The sequence below is a fragment of the Parvularcula bermudensis HTCC2503 genome (genome assembly GCF_000152825.2).
Lineage (GTDB): Bacteria > Pseudomonadota > Alphaproteobacteria > Caulobacterales > Parvularculaceae > Parvularcula > Parvularcula bermudensis.
Window position 1 is genome coordinate 1,754,315 of the sequence record NC_014414.1, and the last position, 19,263, is coordinate 1,773,577.

Genomic DNA, 19,263 nt, shown 5'->3' on the forward strand with positions numbered 1-19,263 from the left:
GGACCGTGTCCCAACCATCTCTTCCCTTCCCCGAAGCGCCGATCGTCCCGCCGTTTCATGAGGGAGCGGCGACAAAGGCGGCGCTCGCCTCGCTCAATGCCTGGTATGAGAGGGCGCTGAGAAGCGGGGCCGAAGGAGGCGGGCTTACCCTCGCCGTTCTGTGGGGGGGATACGGGGTTGGCAAATCGCGTCTCGCCGCGGAATTCGGGCGGCGCGTGGGCGCAACCTTTTTGGCGGGGCCGACACTTTCGGGTCTGCCGCCGCGTTCGGCTCTTCCGCTTGTGGTCATCGACGATGCCGACCAAGCGTCGCTTGGGGCGCTATTTGCCTATGTCAACGCGGCGCTATCCCGCCCTCAGCCGACCTTGGTCATCGGTCGCTCGCGCCCTGGGCGTTGGGGCGGCGGCGAGGACGAAACCGGCGTGCAGGATTTACGCAGCCGGCTTATGGGGGGTACGGTGATCGAGCTTGATCCGCCTGAGCAGACGGCGATCATCCAGGTCTTGGCCATCGCTCTTCGGGATGCCGGGCTGACCGTTCCTCCGGCGCTGATCGAAGAGACAGGGGGCCGCCTCTGTCGCCGGTTCGTTGCGCCGCTCACCATTGCCGCGACGGCCCGACGCTTGGCAGGTCCCGGAAAAACGCCAAGATCCTTGTTGGAGCAGGCATTGAAGAGTAACCCCGAACAGTGCGGTTGACCACGCAAGGAGGATCCGGTGGAGGCAAGCGAAGTATCTAGCGACGCCGTTGAGGGAGAGCGCTTCTCCCCCGATGATCATGTCGATCTAACAAGCCTCGATTTTCAGAATGCGGATCGCTTTATCAATCGTGAGCTGAGCTGGCTCGACTTTAACATGCGGGTTCTCGAAGAGGCGGAGAACACCGCCCACCCGATCCTGGAACGTCTGCGCTTTCTGTCGATCTCGGCCAGCAATCTCGACGAATTCTTTATGGTGCGGGTGGCGGGCCTGGTCGGTCAGGTGCGCGCCGGTGTCACCCAAAGATGCCAGGACGGACTGACCCCGAAAGAACAATTGCGGGCCGTAAGCGAGCGGTCGGCGGAATTGATGAGCCGCCAGCAGGCCTCCTGGCAAACCCTGCTCCCGCTTATGCGGGAAAGCGGCGTGGCGGTGCTGTCGGCCGATGAATTGACGCCCAGCGAGCATGAATGGTTGGAGCAGGAATTCCTGACCAATATCTTCCCCGTGCTCACCCCATTGGCGCTCGATCCAGCCCATCCATTCCCGTTCATCCCCAATCTCGGCTTCGTCTTGTGCTTTGAGGTGGAGGGGGCCCATGGCTACGAAGCGGGGGCGCAGTCAAACGTCAAGTTTCTGCCGGTTCCCAGTATGATCAAGCGGTTCATTCGCTTGCCGAAGGATCCGGACCAGGATCTTCAGAACAAGGAGCAGGTCCGCTATATTTCCCTCGAGCGCACGATCCTGCAATTTCTTCACCATCTCTTCCCCGGCGGACAGATCACCGCCCAAGGGGCGTTCCGGGTGATCCGTGATTCCGATATCGAGGTCGAAGAGGAGGCCGAAGATCTGGTTGCGGTCTTCGAAACGATGCTGCAGCGTCGCCGGCGGGGTGAAGTGATCCGCCTCAAGATGGAAGCGGATATGCCCTTCCGTCTGCGAGAATTGATCATTGATCGATTGCGGGTTCACCCCAAGGACGTGGTCTTTGTAGAGGGGGTGATCGGCCTCGCCCAGACCTCGCAACTTATCGCCTCGGATCGCCCCGAATTGCTGTTCCCCCCGTTTGAGGCACGGTTTCCCGAACGGATTAGGGAGCATGGCGGCGATTGCTTTTCCGCGATTTCGGCAAAGGACATCCTTGTCCATCATCCCTATGAGGATTTTGACGTTGTCGTACAATTTCTGAAACAAGCGGCGAAGGATAAGCAGGTTCTCGCCATCAAGCAGACGCTATACCGGACTTCGTCGGACTCCCCGATCATCGCGGCATTGATGGAAGCGGCCGAGAACGGCAAAAATGTCACCGCTCTCGTCGAACTGAAAGCGCGTTTCGACGAAGAAGCGAATATTAAGTGGGCACGGGCGCTCGAACGGGCGGGGGTCAATGTCGTCTACGGATTTGTCGACTATAAAACCCACGCCAAGCTGTCCTATGTGGTGCGCCGAGAGGGGGAGCAAACTCGCTCTTATTGCCATTTGGGGACGGGCAATTATCATCAGATTACGGCCAAAATATACACCGATCTTGCGCTCTTCACGACCGATCCGGCTATCGGTCGCGATGTGGCGAAGATCTTCAACTATGTGACGGGGTACGCCAAACCCGATGATTTCGAGGCTCTGTCGATTGCGCCTCTCAATCTGCGGGAAACGATCTACGCGCATATCGACCGGGAAATCGCCTTTGCCCGGTCGGGGAAACCGGCCGGTATTTGGGCGAAAATGAATTCCCTCGTCGATGGGAACTTGATCGACAAGCTTTACGAGGCAAGCCAAGCGGGCGTGGAGATCGACCTCGTCATCCGCGGCATATGCTGTCTACGGCCGGGTGTGCCGGGCTTTTCGGAGAATATTCGGGTCAAGAGTATCGTTGGGCGGTATCTGGAGCACAGCCGGATCGTGGCGTTCGGGAACGGCGAAGAATTGCCGTCCGACAAAGCGAAGGTCTTCATCTCTTCGGCGGACTGGATGCCGCGGAACCTCAATCGTCGGGTCGAGGTTCTATGTCCTGTGACGAATGAAACGACGCATAATCAGGTGCTCGACCAGATTATGGTCGCAAATTTCAAGGACGAACAGCAAAGCTGGGAATTGAAAGCCGATGGACGATGGGTTCGAGGTGTTCCGGGCGCCGAGGACCCCTTCAATGTCCATGCCTATTTTATGACCAATCCCAGCCTGTCGGGAAGGGGGAGGGCGCTTCAAGAAGAAAAGCCCCGAACCCTGAATATTGACCATTGATGCCGGATCACCAGATCGACAGTGATGTGCGACGGCGTGCGGTCGTCGATATCGGATCGAATTCAGTGCGCCTCGTTGTATATGAGGGGCCCCTGCGGTCACCGATCTCTATCTTCAACGAAAAGGTTCTTTGCGGTCTTGGCGAGCGCGAAGTTGGGTCTGGCAATCTGCGGGATGAGGCGATGTCGGAGGCGCTGTCCGTCTTGACGCGGTTTCGGAGCCTTCTCGAAGATTGGTCGTTGTCGGACTATGTGGTCTTTGCCACGGCGGCGGTGCGGGACGCCCCGAACGGTCCGGCTTTCCTGGCGGCGATCCGCGATATCGGTCTCAACCCCCGGCTGCTGACTGGGGATGAGGAGGCGCTTTACGCCGCCCTCGGTATATTGTCCGGCGCGCCGCGCATCCTCGCTCTGCCCCATGGCGCGCTCGCGGGGGATATTGGCGGCGGCAGCCTCGAAATCAGTCATATCCATGCCGAGGCGCCCGATAAGGTCGGTAAGCGGATCTCCCTACCCCTTGGCGGGCTTCGGCTGGCGGGGCAGTGGGCGGGGGACCGTGCGGGGGCGGCGCGCTATATCGAGGCTCAATTGGGCGCCGTCAAATGGCTGCGAAAGAGTGAGGCGAGGGAGTTGCACATGGTCGGGGGGGCCTGGCGCGCCCTTGCCCGGGTGGCGCTGAACCGCCGTGGCCATCCATTGAAGACCTTGGACCGATTTGCCCTATCTGCGGCGGAAATGCGGTCCATTTGCCATTTCGTGGCAAAGCAGAGCATCGAAAACCTCGAGGTTATGCCGGCCGTGCAACGGCGTCGCGCCCCCACTCTTCCCTTTGCGGCTTTGGTACTGGACAATGTGCTGACGATTACAGGCGTTGAACGGATTGAAACCTCGTCGAGCGGCGTGCGGGAGGGGATCTTGTTCTCCACCTTGGATGAAGCGACCCATGAGGAGGATCCACTGCTCGAGCTTGCCCGCTATTTTGCGATCAGGTTCGGCGACGCCCAGGCCAGGGACGAGGAGGCGATGCTGACGCTTCTGCGGCAAATCATGCCGGGTACGGAGCGGCGGGAGGAGCGCTGGCAGCGGGCGGTCATCGCGATGGCCAATCTGGGCCTTGTCTTTCAAGCGGATGCCCGACCGCAGCAATCCGCGCAAACCGCTCTCACCCTGCCACTCCGGGGGATCGGTCATCCTGGGCGGGTCTATATCGCCGCCGCCATCGCGGCCCGTCATGGGGCGGGGGTGGATGATTTCGCGGCCTATCTTCCCGTCGATCTTCTCGATGCGGAACAGGCTGAGCGGGCGGAAATCACAGGCGCGGCGCTGAGATTGTTCCTTACCCTGGCCCCGGCGGATAGCCGCCTGTTAAGGGATATTCGCATCGAGGGGGACGGTAAGGCACTGCGTTTGATCGGCCCCGTGGCCGACCATTGGGGGCGCGGCCCCGAAAAGCGTTTGGTCCGCCTTGCCGATCTCTGCGGCGCCGAAGCCGATCTTCAGCTCACTAATTGACGCAGGTCATCCCTGGACGTCGATAAGCCTGACGCTGCCCCGGTCGAGGGCGAGGGCGATCCGCCCGTGTTTCAGTTTGAGGGCCATCTCGCCGAAGACCTCTCGCCGCCACCCTGAGAGGGCGGGGACATCGGCTTCGTCATTGAGGGCGATGGCTTCAAGATCCGCTGCACTGGCCAAGAGCTTTGGCGCGACCCGATGCATCTCGCTCTGACGTTTGAGCAAGACCCGGAGCAATTCGAGGACATCGGCCGGGGCGGATCGGTCATCACGCTTTTGCGCGGGCGGGATCGCCCCTTCGTCCATCCGGTCGGCGGCCGCTAGCGCGTCAAATAGCGCAGTGGCGGCGCGAGATCTTTCAAACCCCGACGGGATCGCGCGGAGGGCGGCCAGTTCTTGGGCATCTTTCGGTTTCGTTCGGACGATTTCCATCAGGCCGTCATCCTTCATGACCCGATTTCGCGGCGTGTCTCGCGCGATCGCTTCGCGCTCCCGCCATGCCGCCACCGCCTTTAGGAGGGCGCGATCACGTTGCTTCAGGTTTCGGACTTTGATGCGGCGCCATGCCTCGTCAGGGTCCGTATAATAAAGGGTCGGGTCATTGAGCTGGGTCATCTCCGCGTGGATCCACTCAAGGCGACCCTTCTCTTCGAGCTCCGTGATAAGCGCCTGATAGGCGTCGACGAGATGGGTAACGTCGCCGAGGGCGTAGGTCAGTTGCTTGTCCGACAGCGGCCGTTTCGCCCAATCGGTGAACCGTGATCCCTTATCCACTTGCGCACCGGTGACCTCACGGATCAGCGCTTCGTACCCCACCTGGTCCCCATGCCCACAGGCCATGGCGGCGATCTGCGTATCGAAGAGGGGGGCCGGGACCTTTCCCATGAGCTTATAGAAAATCTCAAGATCCTGTCGCGCGGCATGGAAGACCTTGAGCACGGACGGATCGGCCAACAGCTCAAGGAAAGGGGCGAGGTCGAGGGCCGCCGCCAATGGATCGATAATCGCCGCTTCCTCGGTCGAAGCGACCTGAATCAAGCACAGCTTTGGATAATAGGTCCGCTCCCGCATGAATTCGGTATCGACGGTGACGAAGTCATGCTTGGCGAGGCGACCGCACAGGGCGGTGAGGTCCTGGGTTTGTGTGACAATATGCATGTCCGCCCTGTTAGCAGACGCGGAAACGGGGGGATAGCTGGCGCGCGGCGCGGCACGTCTTATGCCGGCGGCGCACTCGGCTTCGGCAGAGAGGGCATGCGCGACCGGCGCAGGCGGGTCGCCCCGTCGTCGGTGTAATAGGCACGGGCCAGATACTCGCTGCCCCCGCTCGGTGCGCGTACATCTTCGACGAACCACCATTCGCATTGTGTCCGCTCATGGCTGACATCGACGAGGCAATATCCGCGTTCGGTCAGGTTCAGCCATTTCAGATGCGGCATGGCCGCGACCCCCAGCCGGTCGATCACGGTGGAGGTCTCGACGCCCGGGATCGAGGGCGAGGTGACCGATGAGGTCACAAACTCAACCGCAATCGATCCCTCGCCGGTGAACCGCTTGTAGGTATCGCTGTCATAGGGAGCGAGGGGAACATCAAAGGCCCAGGAACTATGGATATCCCCCGTCAGCACGGCGAGATTCTCAATGCCGCCGCTGACGATCGTATCAAGCAACCGTTCCTGGGAAGCGCCATAGCCATCCCACTGATCGGCGTTGAAGGCGATATCGGCCTTCTCGACATTCTCGCCGATCAATTTCGAGAACATGACCTGCTGCCCCAAAAAGCGCCAGCGCGTGCCGGAGAATTGCGAAGCGATGAGGCAATCGGTGAGCCATTGTTCCTGCTCCGGGCCGAGCAGGCTGCGGGAGGGGTCGCCGATGTCAGGGCCGATGATGCCGACCTGCTCGTCGCGTCCGTAAAGACGGGTGTCGAGCATCAAGAAATCCGCCAGATCACCGTACCGGGCGCTTCGCCAGATCCGTTGGGTATCGGGGCCGACGGCCTCCGCCTCATTGGTGATCGGCGAGGGGAGGGCGGTCTCCCGGATCGGTAACCATTCAAAATAGGCACGAACCCCAGCCGCCCGCCGGGTTGTCCAGTCCCCCTCGGTTTCGGGGGTATGGTTTTGGGCGCCGTCCCGCCAGGCATTGTTGGCGGTTTCGTGATCGTCCCACACGGTCATGAAAGGGTGCTGGCGGTGCGCTTCCTGCAAATCGGGGTCGGTTCGGTACAGCGCGTATCGTGCGCGATAATCGTCGAGGGTGACGATTTCCTTCTCGGGCAGCAGCGCCCGACCCTCGAGCTGGTTGTCGCCGAACTGCCCTGGTCCGTACTCGTATATATAGTCGCCGAGATGGAGAACGACGTCGAGATCGGCACGGTTGGCAATGGCGCGATAAACGTGAAAATATCCAGCGTTATAGTGGGAGCACGAGACAAAGGCATATCGCAGGCGATGGGTCGCGGCGCCGGGGGCCGGGAACGTCTTTGTGCGTCCGATGGGGGAGGTATCGAATGTCCCCTCGATCCGGAAATCGTAATAATAGGTTCGATCGGGCAGTAACCGCTCGACATCGACCTTGACCGTGAAGTCACGGTTGATCGTGGCGGCGGTGATGCCTTGGCCCACAATCTGGGTCATCAGAGGGTCTGTGGCCATTCGCCACCGGACCAGCAGATTGCCGCGATCCTCTTCGCGGGAACGAGGGGTCACCCGCGTCCAGATGATCACGCGGTCGTGGCGGGGATCGCCCGAGGCGACGCCGTGGCGAAATCGGGTGAACGGGCCGATGCCCGCAAGGGCCGGCGAGGAGAGCGCGGGGGCCAGCGCCGCAGCACCAAGCCCACCCAGAACGGTGCGACGATGAATCAATGGCACGACACTAGTCTCTCCCTCAGCCCAATCGGGGTCTACCATGCCGGAGCCCGCTCGCAAGCCATCATCGGTCCTCCCTTGGCGTAGAGAGGCGCTTTGGCGTTCCGCCCGGCGCGCGCTACATGAGGATAGGTCAACAAGGACAAGATCATGACCGCAGATGAGCACAATGGGACGCCCCGGGCGCTGACCCCAGCCCCCTCCTATGACCTGACAGGGAAGGTCTGTTTCATGGCGGGCGGTACCTCCGGCATCAATCAGCGGATCGCCGAGCGATTTGCGACGGCCGGGGCCAAGGTCTTTGTCATGTCCCGTAAGCCGGAAAAGGTTGAGGCGACGGTGGCCCTGTTACGCGAAGCGGGGGCCGAGTCCGATGGACAGGCGGCCGATGTGCGGGACTATCAGGCGATTGAGGCCGCGGTCGAAGCCTGTGCCGACCGGTGGGGCCCCTTGGATATGGTGCTTGCGGGCCAGGCGGGCAATTTCCCCGCCGGGGCCGCCCAGATGTCGGCGAATGCCTTTAAGTCGGTGATCGACATTGACCTCTTGGGGACGTTCAATGTGTTTCGGGCGGCCATCCACCGATGTCGTCGACCCGGGGCGGTCTTTCTCACCATCTCGGCACCGCAGGCGACCCGCCCCTATCCCTATCAATCCCATGTCTGTGCGGCAAAGGCCGGTGTGAACATGCTGGTCAAATGTTTGGCGATGGAATGGGGGCCCGTCGGGGTGCGGGTCAATGGGATCTCGCCGGGGCCGATCGACGGCACCGAGGGCATGGATCGTCTCGCCCCCAACGAAAAAATGCGGGAGACCTATCGCAAGCAATTGGCCCTCAGAACATTTGGCGATCGCGATGATATTGCGGATGCGGCCCTGTGGCTTTGTTCGGGGGGCGCCGACTATGTCACGGGGACAATTCTTGAGGTCGAAGGAGGCACAACCCTTGGTGACGCCTCGTCGGTGTTGACCTTTTGACACCATCCGTCGCTCGCCCGCGCCCCGCCGACCTCTTATATCCTGCGCGAAGGCGTTGCTGCACTTTCGACCTATGCTAGCAGCGCGCAACAGGGCTCCCCGGGTTGCGCCGCCCTGCCTGCCGAAGAAAGGACCGATATGACGATCCCCGTTCTGATGCCTGCTCTGTCTCCCACCATGGAGGAGGGGACCCTGGCCAAATGGTTGAAGAACGAAGGGGATCAGGTGTCCGCCGGTGACGTTATCGCCGAAATCGAAACCGACAAGGCGACGATGGAGGTTGAGGCCGTCGACGAGGGGGTCCTCGGCAAGATCTTGGTGGAGGCGGGGACCGAAGGGGTCAAAGTCAACGCCCCTATCGCCGTTCTCCTCGAAGACGGGGAAGATAAAAGCGATATTGACGAGGCGGACCTTTCCGCTCCCGCGGCGGCCGACGCGGCGCCAAAGAAGGGTGACACTGACAAACCCAAGACATCGGAAATCGATCAGGACACAAAGAAAAAAGCGCTGCCCGACAAGCCCTCCCGCGCCTCGGCGCAAGCGGCGGCGCCCGAGATCCCGGACGACACGCCGATGGTCGAGACCACGGTTCGCGATGCGTTGCGCGACGCGATGGCCGAGGAGATGCGGCGGGACGAGCAGGTCTTTGTCATGGGAGAGGAGGTTGCGGAATATCAGGGGGCCTATAAAGTCACTCGGGAGTTGCTCCAGGAATTCGGGGATCGACGAGTCGTCGATACACCGATTACGGAGTATGGCTTCGCCGGGCTCGGTGTCGGTGCCGCCTTCGCCGGGCTGCGACCGATCGTCGAGTTCATGACCTTCAACTTCGCCATGCAGGCGATCGACCATATCATCAACTCGGCCGCCAAGACCCGCTACATGTCCGGGGGACAAATGGCCTGTCCGATTGTGTTTCGGGGGCCAAATGCGGCGGCCTCGCGCGTGGCGGCTCAACACAGCCAGGACTATGCGCCCTGGTACGGCCATGTTCCCGGATTGATCGTCATCTCGCCCTATTCGGCGATGGACGCCAAAGGGCTCTTGAAGGCTGCGATCCGAAATCCCAATCCCGTGGTCTTTCTCGAGCATGAATTGCTTTACGGCGAGAAGGGGGACGTGCCTGAGGCGGAGGATTTTGTCCTGCCCATCGGGAAGGCGAAAATTGCTCGGCAGGGGAAGGATGTGACCATCGTCTCTTATTCCCGCGGTGTGATGTTCGCCCTTCAGGCCGCCGACCAACTGGCGCAGGAAGGGATTGAGGCCGAAGTCGTCGATCTCCGCACCATCAGGCCGATGGATGTCGAAACGGTCGCCGACAGTGTGCGAAAAACAAATCGCCTCGTCACCGTCGAGGAGAGCTGGGGGCCGATGGGGATCGGCGCCGAAATTGGATGGCAAGTCACCCGTGCCGCCTTCGATTATCTCGACGCCCCCCCCGAGCGGGTGACGCAGGAGGATGTCCCGCTTCCCTATGCGGCAAATCTTGAGAAGCTGAGCTTGCCCAACGCCGAGAAAGTGGTGGCCGCGGCAAAACGCGTTCTCTATCTGGACGATTAAGGGCCGTTTGCGGAATGTTCGATTTCCTCTTCAATCTCGAAGGCCGAATCTCTCGCAAGGGGTATTTGCTGGGATATCTGCTCCCCTACTTCTTGGTGCCTCTCGTCAGCGCTTCGCTTCCCTTCGGCTCCCTCGCCGGGTTTTTGTATCTGTGGCCATCCTTTGTCGCGGTGCCGATCAAACGGTTTCACGATATGGGGGTGTCGGGATGGTATCAGATGGGCGTCATCGTCCTTTTGTTCCTGGCGGGGCTTGTCTCTTTTCAAGGGGTGGTGGATCGCCTGCCGCAGAATGACTTTGACGCGATGTGGGAGATGCTGAACGATCCGGCGGTTGTGAGCCGACTGATGGAGGAGGCCCCCCGGTTCGCCCTCGGACAAGGCCTGCTCTATCTCGTTCTGATCGCGCAGTTTTTCCTGTTTGCCCTGAAGCCCGGGGATCGCGGACGGAACCGCTATGGCAATGATCCCTTGAACGATGGAAGGGGATTTGCCGATTGAGCCGCTGGGCCAGAATATTCGCGCCGCGGGGCCGGGCCGGACGTCGGGAAATGGCGTTGGTGACGGTCACGTTCTTGATCTTTGGGTCCCTGGTCGGCGCGGCACCCGCCGGTGTGCTTGGGGGGCTTGGGGTTCTTTGCCAAGGCGTGCTCCTGTGGCTCGTGTCGATCAGTGTGCCGATCCGGCGATTTCACGATATGGATCGGTCTTGGTGGTGGCAGGCCCTCTTTCTCGGCGGCGCCGCCTTTGGCCTTCTGGTGATGCAGATGGGGATTGCGACCGCCTCGGCGGTGATCGGCGTTGCGCCCTATGCGTGGGTCGCCGACCCCGCGACTTTTCAAGCCGCACTGGAAGCGGCCAATGAGGGGCGGGCGGTCCCGATCGACCCCCTCGACCATACTGTCATGGGGGGCTTCGCCTTCGCCCTCATTTTTGTTTTGACCGGGTTCGGATGGCTATTATTCGTTCCCGGATCGCCTGATGCTAACCGGTTCGGTTCGCCGCCGGGAATACGGGAAGGATAATTTATGCCGATGCCGATCCTGATGCCCGCCCTGTCTCCGACGATGGAGGAGGGGACCCTCGCCAAATGGATGGTCGCGGAGGGGGACAAGATCTCTTCGGGCGATGTAATCGCTGAGATCGAGACCGACAAAGCCACGATGGAGGTCGAGGCGGTCGATGATGGAATCGTTGGCAAGATCCTCGTCGAGAGCGGCACGGAGGCCGTCAAGGTCAACCAGATGATCGGTGTGCTCCTTGAGGAGGGGGAGAGCGCCGATGATATCGATCTTGAGGCGCTTCGGTCCTCCGTCCCAACTGACGCCGGGGAGGATAATGGCGCCGCGAAGAAGGACGCGGCTCAGTCCTCCAAAGAGGCGACCTCGCCCCCTAAGGAAAGCCCGTCTGAAAGTCAGGAGCCGTCTGCGGATCGGTCGGCGCCATCGCCGACCTCAACGCCGTCGGGCTCACAGTCATCGTCCGCCGACGCGAAGGCCGAAGGTGAGCGGCTTTTCGCCTCGCCCCTCGCCCGCCGCATTGCCGAGCAGGAGGGGCTTTCCCTGCCCCTGATCGAGGGGACGGGGCCACGGGGGCGGATCGTCAAGCGGGATGTGGAGAAGGCGCTGGAGGAAGGGCAAGCGCAACCCGATGGCAAAGGGGCGGTGGCCGGAGCCGGCGGTGGGCTCGACCCCCGTCTCTACTCGCCGGAAACCTATACCGCCATCAAAAACGATGGGATGCGGAAGACCATCGCGAAGCGGCTCAACCAGAGTTTCAATCAGGAAGTTCCGCATTTCCCCCTCAATATCGATATCGATCTGACCCAGCTTTTGGCGGCGCGGGAACGTATCAATGCGGCCTCCCCCGAAAAGGGGAGCGAGGGGACCTATAAGATTTCGGTCAACGATTTTATCGTCAAGGCGAGCGCCCAAGCCCTCATGGTCGTGCCGGGCGCCAATGCGAGCTTTACCGAGGAGGCGATCCTTCGCCACCATCACGCCGATATCGGCGTGGCCGTCGCCATCGATGGCGGCTTGATCACGCCCATCGTCTGGCGGGCGGAAACCAAGGGGCTTCAGGCGATCTCGGAGGAGATTCGGGACCTTGCCGGTCGGGCGCGGGATAAAAAGCTGAAGCCTGAGGAATATCAGGGCGGCACCTTTGCCGTCTCCAATTTGGGCATGTTCGGGATCAAGAGTTTTGCCTCGATCGTCAACACGCCCCACGGGGCGATCCTTTCCGTCGGCGCGGGGGAGGACCGGCCTGTGGTCCGCAATGGGGAGATTGTCGTGCGGCCGATAATGACCGTCACGCTCACCTGCGATCACCGAGTGGTGGACGGCGCCACGGGAGCGGAATTCCTCGCGGCCTTTAAGCGGTTTTGCGAAGAACCGGCCTCAATGCTTCTCTGATAGGGGCCGGCGGTCGGTTCAGGAGGGGTGCCACGCCTTTGCGCTGCCCTCTGCGGGGGCGGGCGGGGGCGCGGCGGGGGCGGGCGGGGGCGCGCGTCGCTGTCGCAGCTCATCGCTTAGGGACAGGATCGTGTCCGATCCGGTCCGCTTGAACGCAAAAGGCAGAAGGGCGTGGATCAAACAGGCAAGCCCGCCACCGATCATTAACAGGCCATATCGGCCCGCGTGACGGGCATGTTCGGGGTAGCTTTCCCCCACACTGGCCGGGTGCTCCCGAAAGAGCCGGGCGAGGATCGACATGGCAGAGATCCTATTGCTGCTTTGATCAACGCTGAAAGCCTATGCCGATACGTGCTGCACTGCAAGAGAGCGGCGATAAAGCGGTCACGCGCCCGGTGGATATAGCGGAGGGCGGAGCTGTAGGATCGCTATCGGCGTTACCCCAAAGCTCGCTAAGAGGGGATGAGTGACGGAGGAAAAGCCATGGGTGAGAACACATACGACGTGGTGGTGATCGGCGGTGGACCGGGCGGCTATGTCGCGGCCATCCGGGCACGGCAATTGGGCCTGTCCGTGGCGCTGGTGGAAAAGGAGCATCTGGGGGGGGTGTGCCTCAATTGGGGCTGTATTCCGACCAAGGCGCTATTACGGACGGCGGAGATCTATACCGCAATGTCTCATGCGGCGGCTTATGGGCTGAAGGCGGACAATATCGGGTTCGATCTCGATGCCGTGGTGAAGCGCTCACGCAAGATCGCCGGTCAATTATCCTCAGGTGTCCGTTATCTGATGAAAAAGAACGACGTGACCGTCTATAACGGAACCGCGCGATTTGTCTCCGCCGGCGACGGCGCCGCCGTCCTCCATATCACCGATAATGAGGGGGGTGGGGAGGAGATCAGGGGAACCCATACCATCATCGCCACCGGCGCGCGTGCCCGTACTGTGCCCCAGGCCGGATTGGCCCCGGATGGGGACAAGGTGTGGACGGCAAAGGAAGCGATGGTCCCCGATCAGTTCCCCGATCGCCTGCTAGTCGTCGGTTCGGGGGCCATCGGGATCGAATTTGCCAGCTTCTATAATGCCCTCGGCGCGGAGGTGACGGTCGTCGAACGTCTCGACCGGATCTTGCCGGTGGAGGATGAAGAGGTATCCGCCTTTGCGCGCAAGAGCTTTGAGGGGCGGGGGATGCGCATTCACACAGGCGCCAATGTAACGGGGCTTGAGAAATCCGATGCCGCCGTCACCGTCAGTCTTCAGACGAAGGATGGAGACACAGTGACCGAAACCGTCGATCGCGTGATCGTGGCCATCGGCATTATCGGCAATACGGAGGATATCGGCCTGGAAGATATCGGTGTCGAAGTGGCCAACGGCCATATTGTCGTCGACCCTTATCTCCGAACGTCGGTCGAAGGGGTTTATGCGATCGGTGATGTGGTCGGCCCCCCCTGGCTCGCCCATAAGGCCAGCCATGAGGGCATTATCTGTGTTGAAGCGCTGGCGGGGGAGGAAGAGGTGCATGCCCTCGATGTCAGCGCCATTCCGGGCTGCACCTATTGCCAGCCCCAGATCGCGTCCATTGGCTTGACCGAAGCCAAGGCGCGGGAAGAGGGCTATGACATTAAGGTCGGGAAATTTCCCTTCCAAGGCAATGGGAAGGCGATCGCTCTTGGTGAGCCTGAGGGGTTTGTCAAAACGATCTTCGATTCAGTCACCGGCGAATTGCTTGGCGCCCATCTGGTCGGGGCAGAGGTCACCGAGCTGATCCAGGGGTTTGGGATTGCCAAGACCCTGGAAGCGACCGAGCAGGAACTCTTCCATACGGTCTTTCCGCACCCCACGCTCAGCGAGATGATGCATGAGAGTGCCCTCGATGCCTTTGACCGGGTGATCCATACCTGAAAAAGGATCAACGTCTCAGGGGGGATGGCGCGGCCCCGCGGCGGCGCCCGTCAGGGCAGGGGGTGGTGGCCGCGCCGCGGCGTCGGGCCATATCTAATTTCTGGTTCTGGTCTTCGGCAGACCCCGATTTTCGGCTGGGGGGGGCGGCCCCGGCGGCGGGGGCGCGAAGGATCTGAAACAGGAACTTTACACTGTCCAAATTCAACAATAGTGTCCGCGAGACATCCGTGGCGACACGGCCAAACTGAAGTAGGGAGACGACCATGTCTTTTGATGGAAAATACACCATAATCATGCAGACCCCGATGGGCGAACAGCAAGGTGGGCTCGAGCTCACTCAAAACGGCGAAGAGCTGACGGGCTCCATGGAGCAGGACGGCGAAGCTGAAGCGATCAAGAATGGTAAGGTCGAAGGCGACGTGGCGAGCTGGGAAGTCGACATTCCGCGCCCCATGCCAATGACCCTCACCTTCCAAGGGAAAAAAGACGGCAGCGACATTACCGGTGCCGTGACGCTCGGCTCCTTCGGCGAATCGACCTTCGAAGCCAAAGCCGTCTAACTAGGCGTCATGCCTTACCGGCGATTTTGCCCCCGGCTCGTTAAGGGCCGGGGGTTTTCGTATGGGGCCTCTTATCGCCGAGCGCGCTTGCGACGACCTCTCTAATTGACCCTCGCGGTTTGCCCCAGGGGGCGGCGACGATTAGATTGAAGGGACAGGAGATCTTCATGGCCCAATCCCCCTCTAACGACACTATTTCCGGCGATCAGCTTCTCGAAGATTATCGCATGATGCTGCTGATCAGGCGCTTCGAAGAGCGTGCCGGCCAGCTTTACGGGATGGGACATATAGGGGGGTTCTGTCACCTCTATATCGGGCAAGAGGCTGTGGTCACCGGGCTCGAGGCGCTGCGGGAAGAGGGGGACCAGGTCATCACCGGCTATCGCGACCACGGCCACATGCTGGCCTGCGGCATGGATCCCAAAGGGGTGATGGCGGAACTGACCGGGCGCGATGGCGGCTATTCCAAAGGCAAGGGCGGGTCGATGCACATGTTTTCGACCGACAAGGCCTTTTATGGGGGGCACGGAATTGTCGGAGCGCAGGTGCCGATCGGTGCCGGGATCGCCTTCGCCAATAAATATCGCAAAAACGACAATGTCTGTTTTACCTATTTTGGCGATGGGGCAGCCAATCAGGGACAGGTCTTCGAAGCGATGAATATGGCGGAGCTTTGGGACTTGCCCGTGGTCTTCGTCATTGAAAACAATCAGTATGCGATGGGAACGGCGGTCAAGCGCGCGTCCGCCGATACCCATCTCTGCCGGCGGGGGGCAAGCTTTGGCATCCCCGGCAAAGAAGTCGACGGGATGGATGTCGTCGCCGTACGCCAGGAAGCAAAAGAAGCCGTCGACCATGCGCGCAATGGCGGTGGCCCCTATGTCCTCGAAATGAAGACCTATCGCTATCGCGGTCATTCAATGTCCGACCCGGCGAAATATCGGACACGGCAAGAGGTGGACGATATGCGCACCCACTCTGACCCCATTGAACGGTGCAAGAAGCGCCTTCTCGATGGAGAGTATGCCGATGAAGAAACGCTGAAATCGATCGATACTGAGATCAAGGCACAAATCAAGGAGGCGGCGGATTTCGCGTTGGAAAGTCCTGAGCCGGCTTCAAAAGAACTCTATACTGACGTTGTCGCATAGATCGGGCAAGGGCCCGCATGTCGTCTATTGCCGCTCATCGAGAATGAAGCTCGACAAGGCCGCGATGTTGGCCCGCCTACTACTATTGGTTGATGGGCCATTAAGTGCAATCTCAAGTTAAAAGGATGGTTCAAATCCACCTTTAGTGAATTTATATAAATTTAGTCCGATCCGGTTAGGCCCCAAATACGGGCTAGTCTTGCCGATGGACGGCGAGACCTTGGGCCCGGTGTCTTCATTGGGAGTAATAAAGTGGGTCGGTCAAAAAATCCCTTGAACAACATCTCGGTGGCAAAGCGCTTGCCAATGCTCATCGGGGGCGCCTGTCTCGTGACAGCCGGTTTCGCAGGCGTTGTCAGCTATCTGTCAGCGAAACATAGTTTGATAGAGGCCGCTGAGTTAAAACTCACCACAGCTTTGGATGATCGCGCCGGCGCACTCGATTCCGTCTTTGAAACGATCAAAGGCGACCTTGAGATCCAAGCGGCACATCCGCTCGTTAAGCAGGCGATCGTCGACTTCACCGCAGCCTATGATGCGCTCGGGCCGGGGGCGCAATCCTATCTTCAGTCCGCCTATATTCATGACAATCCCTTCCCGCTGGGGGAGAAAGACAGTTTGATGGCTGCCGATGATGGCAGTCGTTATAGTGACCTTCACGAGGCGTATCACCCGGTCTTCCGGCAACTTCTGCAAGAGCGGGAGTATTACGACATCTTCCTCTTCGATAAGGAGGGGGAGCTTGTCTATACGGTCTTCAAGAAACTCGACTACGCCACCAACCTCGTCAACGGCGAATATGCCGAGACCGATCTGGGCAACGCCTTCCGCGCCGCGCGGGATACGCGATCGCTCTCGTTCTTCGATTTCGCTCCCTACGCGCCCAGTGCAGGGGCGCCGGCCAGTTTCATGTCCGCGCCGGTCACGGACGATGCAGGTCAATTTCTCGGCGTCATCGCCTTTCAAATGCCGATCCACGGGCTTAACGCCCTGATGACGACGACCTACGGACTGGGGGAGACCGGTCAGACCTTGGCGGTGGGGTCCGATTATCTGCTTCGCAGCCAGTCACGGTTTGCCGAAGACAATACAATCCTCGTAGAGAAGTTACAGTCTCCAGCCATTGAGAAGGCCTTGAACGGGGAAAGCGGCGTTTCAACGTATACAGATCGAGAAGGCCGGGCGCTGGTCCAAGCGTTCAAGCCGGTCACGATCGTGGACACGCAATGGGCGCTGGTCGCGCAGCAGGCCAAAGACGAGCTCCTGGCCCGCGCTTACGCTTTGCGCAATCGCCTAATGATCGAGATCAGTCTCCTGGCTTTGGCCTTTTTGGGTCTGGCTATCTGGATCAGCCAAGGTATTTCGTTCCCCCTACGGAATATGAAGGATCATCTCGATCGCATGACGAAGGGCGACTATAAGGGGCAGGTGCCGTGCCGTGATCAGGGAGATGAAATCGGCGAGATTGCGCGGACCATGGCTGTCCTTACCGAAACCCTGGAGGAGGGGGCAAAAGACAGCGCGACGGCGGCGTTCAAGGGATCGGCCTTCGACAATGCGGGCAGCGCCATCGTTGTGATCGATCGGAAGCAGACCATTGTGTTCGCCAATCGCGCGGCCACGACCTTTTTTGCAAAGAACGAAACGGCTCTGCGCGACGCATATGGCGCTTTTAACGTCGACAAGCCGGTAGGCAGCCAACTGCCCTTCACGAAAGATGAAAACGTCGTCTCCTTTTCCACTCTGTCCAACGAACGGCAATTGCCCGTCGAAGTCTATGCTGAATTGGGCGATAGGGTATTTCGCCTCAACATCAGTGCGGTGGTCGATGGCAAGGGGACGCTGATCGGCAATGCGGTGGAGATGAAAGACGTCACCGTTTCCAGGGCCAATGCCGCTATCTTGGGGGCCGTGGAGGCGGAGCAGGCGACGATCACCTTTACCCCAGATGGAAAAATTCTCGGTGCAAACGAAAATTTCCTCGGTGCGGTTGGCTACAGCCTGGAGGAGATCAAGGGTAAGCATCACTCGATGTTTGTCCCTGATGAAATGCGGAAAACGGACGAATATCGTCGCCATTGGCCTCAACTTGCGAGCGGCGCGAGCATTAGTGGCATCTTCGAGCGGGTCCGTGCATCGGGTGAGCGGATCTATATCCAAGGGATTTATGCGCCAGTCCGCGACCACAAGGGGAACGTCACCAAGGTCGTAAAGATCGTCAACGATGTCACCGAATCGGAGCGGGCCCGCCGTCAGGCTGCCATACGGGACGAGAAAGTGTCCCGCGACCAGAGAAAGGTCGTCGAGGCGCTGAAAGAGGGTCTCAGCCGCCTCAGCGCGGGAGACCTGACCGCAAAGATTACGGAGGAATTCCCGGACGAATACGTCGAGATTCTCGAGAACTATAATCTGGCGATCGAAAAACTGAATGCGACATTGTCAGACATCGTCGTCAATTCGCGCTCGATCGATCAGAGTACGCAGGAGGTCAACCAAGCGGCCGATGATCTGTCCAAGCGGACGGAAAGCCAGGCGGCTTCCCTCGAAGAAACGGCGGCGGCGCTTGATGAGGCGGTGAAGTCGGTGGCGGACACGGCGGAGACAGCCGGCCAAGCCAATCAGATTGTCGAGAAAACAAGCAATGACGCCCGCAACGGTGGCGAGATTGTGAAGAATGCCGTCCATAAAATGGGCGAGATCGAAGCGTCTTCTTCGGAAATCTCCCAGATCATCGGTGTCATCGACGAAATCGCCTTCCAGACCAATCTGCTTGCCCTCAATGCAGGGGTCGAGGCGGCAAGGGCCGGTGAAGCTGGACGCGGCTTTGCGGTGGTGGCTTCTGAGGTGCGGTCCCTGGCGCAGCGGTCTTCGGATGCGGCGAAGGAAATCAAAGATCTCATTACCACCTCCTCGCGTCATGTTTCCGATGGGGTCAGTCTGGTCGGTCAGGCCGGTGAGGCGCTTGGTCGCATCGTCGAAGGGGTGAGCGACGTGACGGCCATGGTGACGAAGATCAGTGCTGCGGCGAAAGAGCAGTCCCGTGGTCTTGCGGAAATCAACACGGCCGTGGGACAGATGGACGAGGTCACCCAACAAAACGCGTCGATGGTCGAGGAAACCACGGCCGCCAGTCACCAATTGCGGCAGATGGCGTCCTCACTGGCGTCCTCGCTGGCGGCGTTCAATACCAGCGCTTCCTCCGGCGCGTCGGGGCCCTCTTCGTCTGCCGCCCCGGTGGTCAGGTCGCAAATCAAGCGGGCCGTCTCCTACGCCGCTGAAGGCAATACGGCTGTGGCAAGCGGGGGGGACGGCTGGGACGATTTTTGATCCCCGCCACATCCTAAGGGCACTCTCCGAGGGGGGCATGACC

Annotated in this window: 15 protein-coding genes; 12 read left to right on the top strand and 3 right to left on the bottom strand. The window is 60.4% G+C overall.

Translation table 11 applies throughout. The features are described 5' to 3' along the window. The first annotated feature begins 5 nt into the window (after positions 1-5). Genes PB2503_RS08285 through PB2503_RS08295 form a run of 3 tightly spaced genes read left to right on the top strand, consistent with a single transcriptional unit; the run spans position 6 to position 4,453 of the window. Positions 6-698 (top strand): hypothetical protein, encoded by a 693-nt coding sequence (locus PB2503_RS08285; RefSeq protein ID WP_013300790.1) that lies wholly within the window; start codon positions 6-8, stop codon positions 696-698. 18 nt (positions 699-716) lie between these two features. Next, the gene (locus PB2503_RS08290; RefSeq protein ID WP_013300791.1) at positions 717-2,942 is read left to right on the top strand and encodes an RNA degradosome polyphosphate kinase; all 2,226 of its coding nucleotides are present in this window, start codon (positions 717-719) and stop codon (positions 2,940-2,942) included. Continuing rightward, positions 2,942-4,453 (top strand): Ppx/GppA phosphatase family protein, encoded by a 1,512-nt coding sequence (locus tag PB2503_RS08295; protein WP_013300792.1) that lies wholly within the window; start codon positions 2,942-2,944, stop codon positions 4,451-4,453. Before PB2503_RS08290 ends, PB2503_RS08295 begins: the two co-directional genes overlap by 1 nt. A gap of 6 nt (positions 4,454-4,459) precedes the next feature. Here PB2503_RS08295 and rnd read toward each other — a convergent pair whose 3' ends face one another. Both rnd and PB2503_RS08305 read right to left on the bottom strand, forming a co-directional pair. Next, positions 4,460-5,611, bottom strand: coding sequence for a ribonuclease D (rnd, locus tag PB2503_RS08300; protein WP_013300793.1), 1,152 nt, complete (start codon positions 5,609-5,611; stop codon positions 4,460-4,462). Between the two features lie 59 nt (positions 5,612-5,670). Beyond that, positions 5,671-7,329 (bottom strand): alkaline phosphatase D family protein, encoded by a 1,659-nt coding sequence (locus tag PB2503_RS08305; protein WP_013300794.1) that lies wholly within the window; start codon positions 7,327-7,329, stop codon positions 5,671-5,673. 147 nt (positions 7,330-7,476) lie between these two features. Between PB2503_RS08305 and PB2503_RS08310 the strand changes: the two genes are divergently transcribed. From PB2503_RS08310 to PB2503_RS08330, 5 genes are all read left to right on the top strand, one after another. After that, positions 7,477-8,304 (top strand): SDR family oxidoreductase, encoded by an 828-nt coding sequence (locus tag PB2503_RS08310; protein WP_013300795.1) that lies wholly within the window; start codon positions 7,477-7,479, stop codon positions 8,302-8,304. A gap of 138 nt (positions 8,305-8,442) precedes the next feature. Further along, positions 8,443-9,864 (top strand): pyruvate dehydrogenase complex E1 component subunit beta, encoded by a 1,422-nt coding sequence (locus tag PB2503_RS08315; RefSeq protein WP_013300796.1) that lies wholly within the window; start codon positions 8,443-8,445, stop codon positions 9,862-9,864. 14 nt (positions 9,865-9,878) lie between these two features. Further along, positions 9,879-10,364 (top strand): DUF805 domain-containing protein, encoded by a 486-nt coding sequence (locus tag PB2503_RS08320; RefSeq protein ID WP_013300797.1) that lies wholly within the window; start codon positions 9,879-9,881, stop codon positions 10,362-10,364. Then, positions 10,361-10,888, top strand: a complete 528-nt coding sequence (locus PB2503_RS08325; RefSeq protein ID WP_013300798.1) for a DUF805 domain-containing protein — start codon at positions 10,361-10,363, stop codon at positions 10,886-10,888. Before PB2503_RS08320 ends, PB2503_RS08325 begins: the two co-directional genes overlap by 4 nt. 3 nt (positions 10,889-10,891) lie before the next feature. After that, positions 10,892-12,277 (top strand): pyruvate dehydrogenase complex dihydrolipoamide acetyltransferase, encoded by a 1,386-nt coding sequence (locus PB2503_RS08330; protein WP_013300799.1) that lies wholly within the window; start codon positions 10,892-10,894, stop codon positions 12,275-12,277. Between the two features lie 18 nt (positions 12,278-12,295). Here the strand turns inward: PB2503_RS08330 and PB2503_RS08335 are convergent, their stop codons facing one another. After that, complete coding sequence (locus PB2503_RS08335; RefSeq protein WP_013300800.1) at positions 12,296-12,577, bottom strand: DUF6356 family protein; 282 nt, start codon at positions 12,575-12,577, stop codon at positions 12,296-12,298. A 183-nt stretch (positions 12,578-12,760) separates the two neighbouring features. On the opposite strand from PB2503_RS08335, the gene lpdA reads away from it, so the two are divergent. The 4 genes from lpdA (at position 12,761) to PB2503_RS14000 (ending at position 19,220) form a co-directional block, all read left to right on the top strand. Further along, a complete protein-coding gene (gene lpdA, locus PB2503_RS08340; RefSeq protein WP_013300801.1) occupies positions 12,761-14,182 on the top strand; it encodes a dihydrolipoyl dehydrogenase in 1,422 nt (473 codons plus the stop codon). A gap of 263 nt (positions 14,183-14,445) precedes the next feature. Beyond that, entirely contained in the window at positions 14,446-14,742 is a 297-nt protein-coding gene (locus PB2503_RS08350; protein ID WP_013300803.1) for a hypothetical protein, read from the top strand. Between the two features lie 167 nt (positions 14,743-14,909). Then, a complete protein-coding gene (gene pdhA, locus PB2503_RS08355; RefSeq protein WP_013300804.1) occupies positions 14,910-15,893 on the top strand; it encodes a pyruvate dehydrogenase (acetyl-transferring) E1 component subunit alpha in 984 nt (327 codons plus the stop codon). A gap of 252 nt (positions 15,894-16,145) precedes the next feature. After that, a complete protein-coding gene (locus PB2503_RS14000; protein WP_148235233.1) occupies positions 16,146-19,220 on the top strand; it encodes a methyl-accepting chemotaxis protein in 3,075 nt (1,024 codons plus the stop codon). The last annotated feature ends 43 nt before the right edge of the window (positions 19,221-19,263 follow it).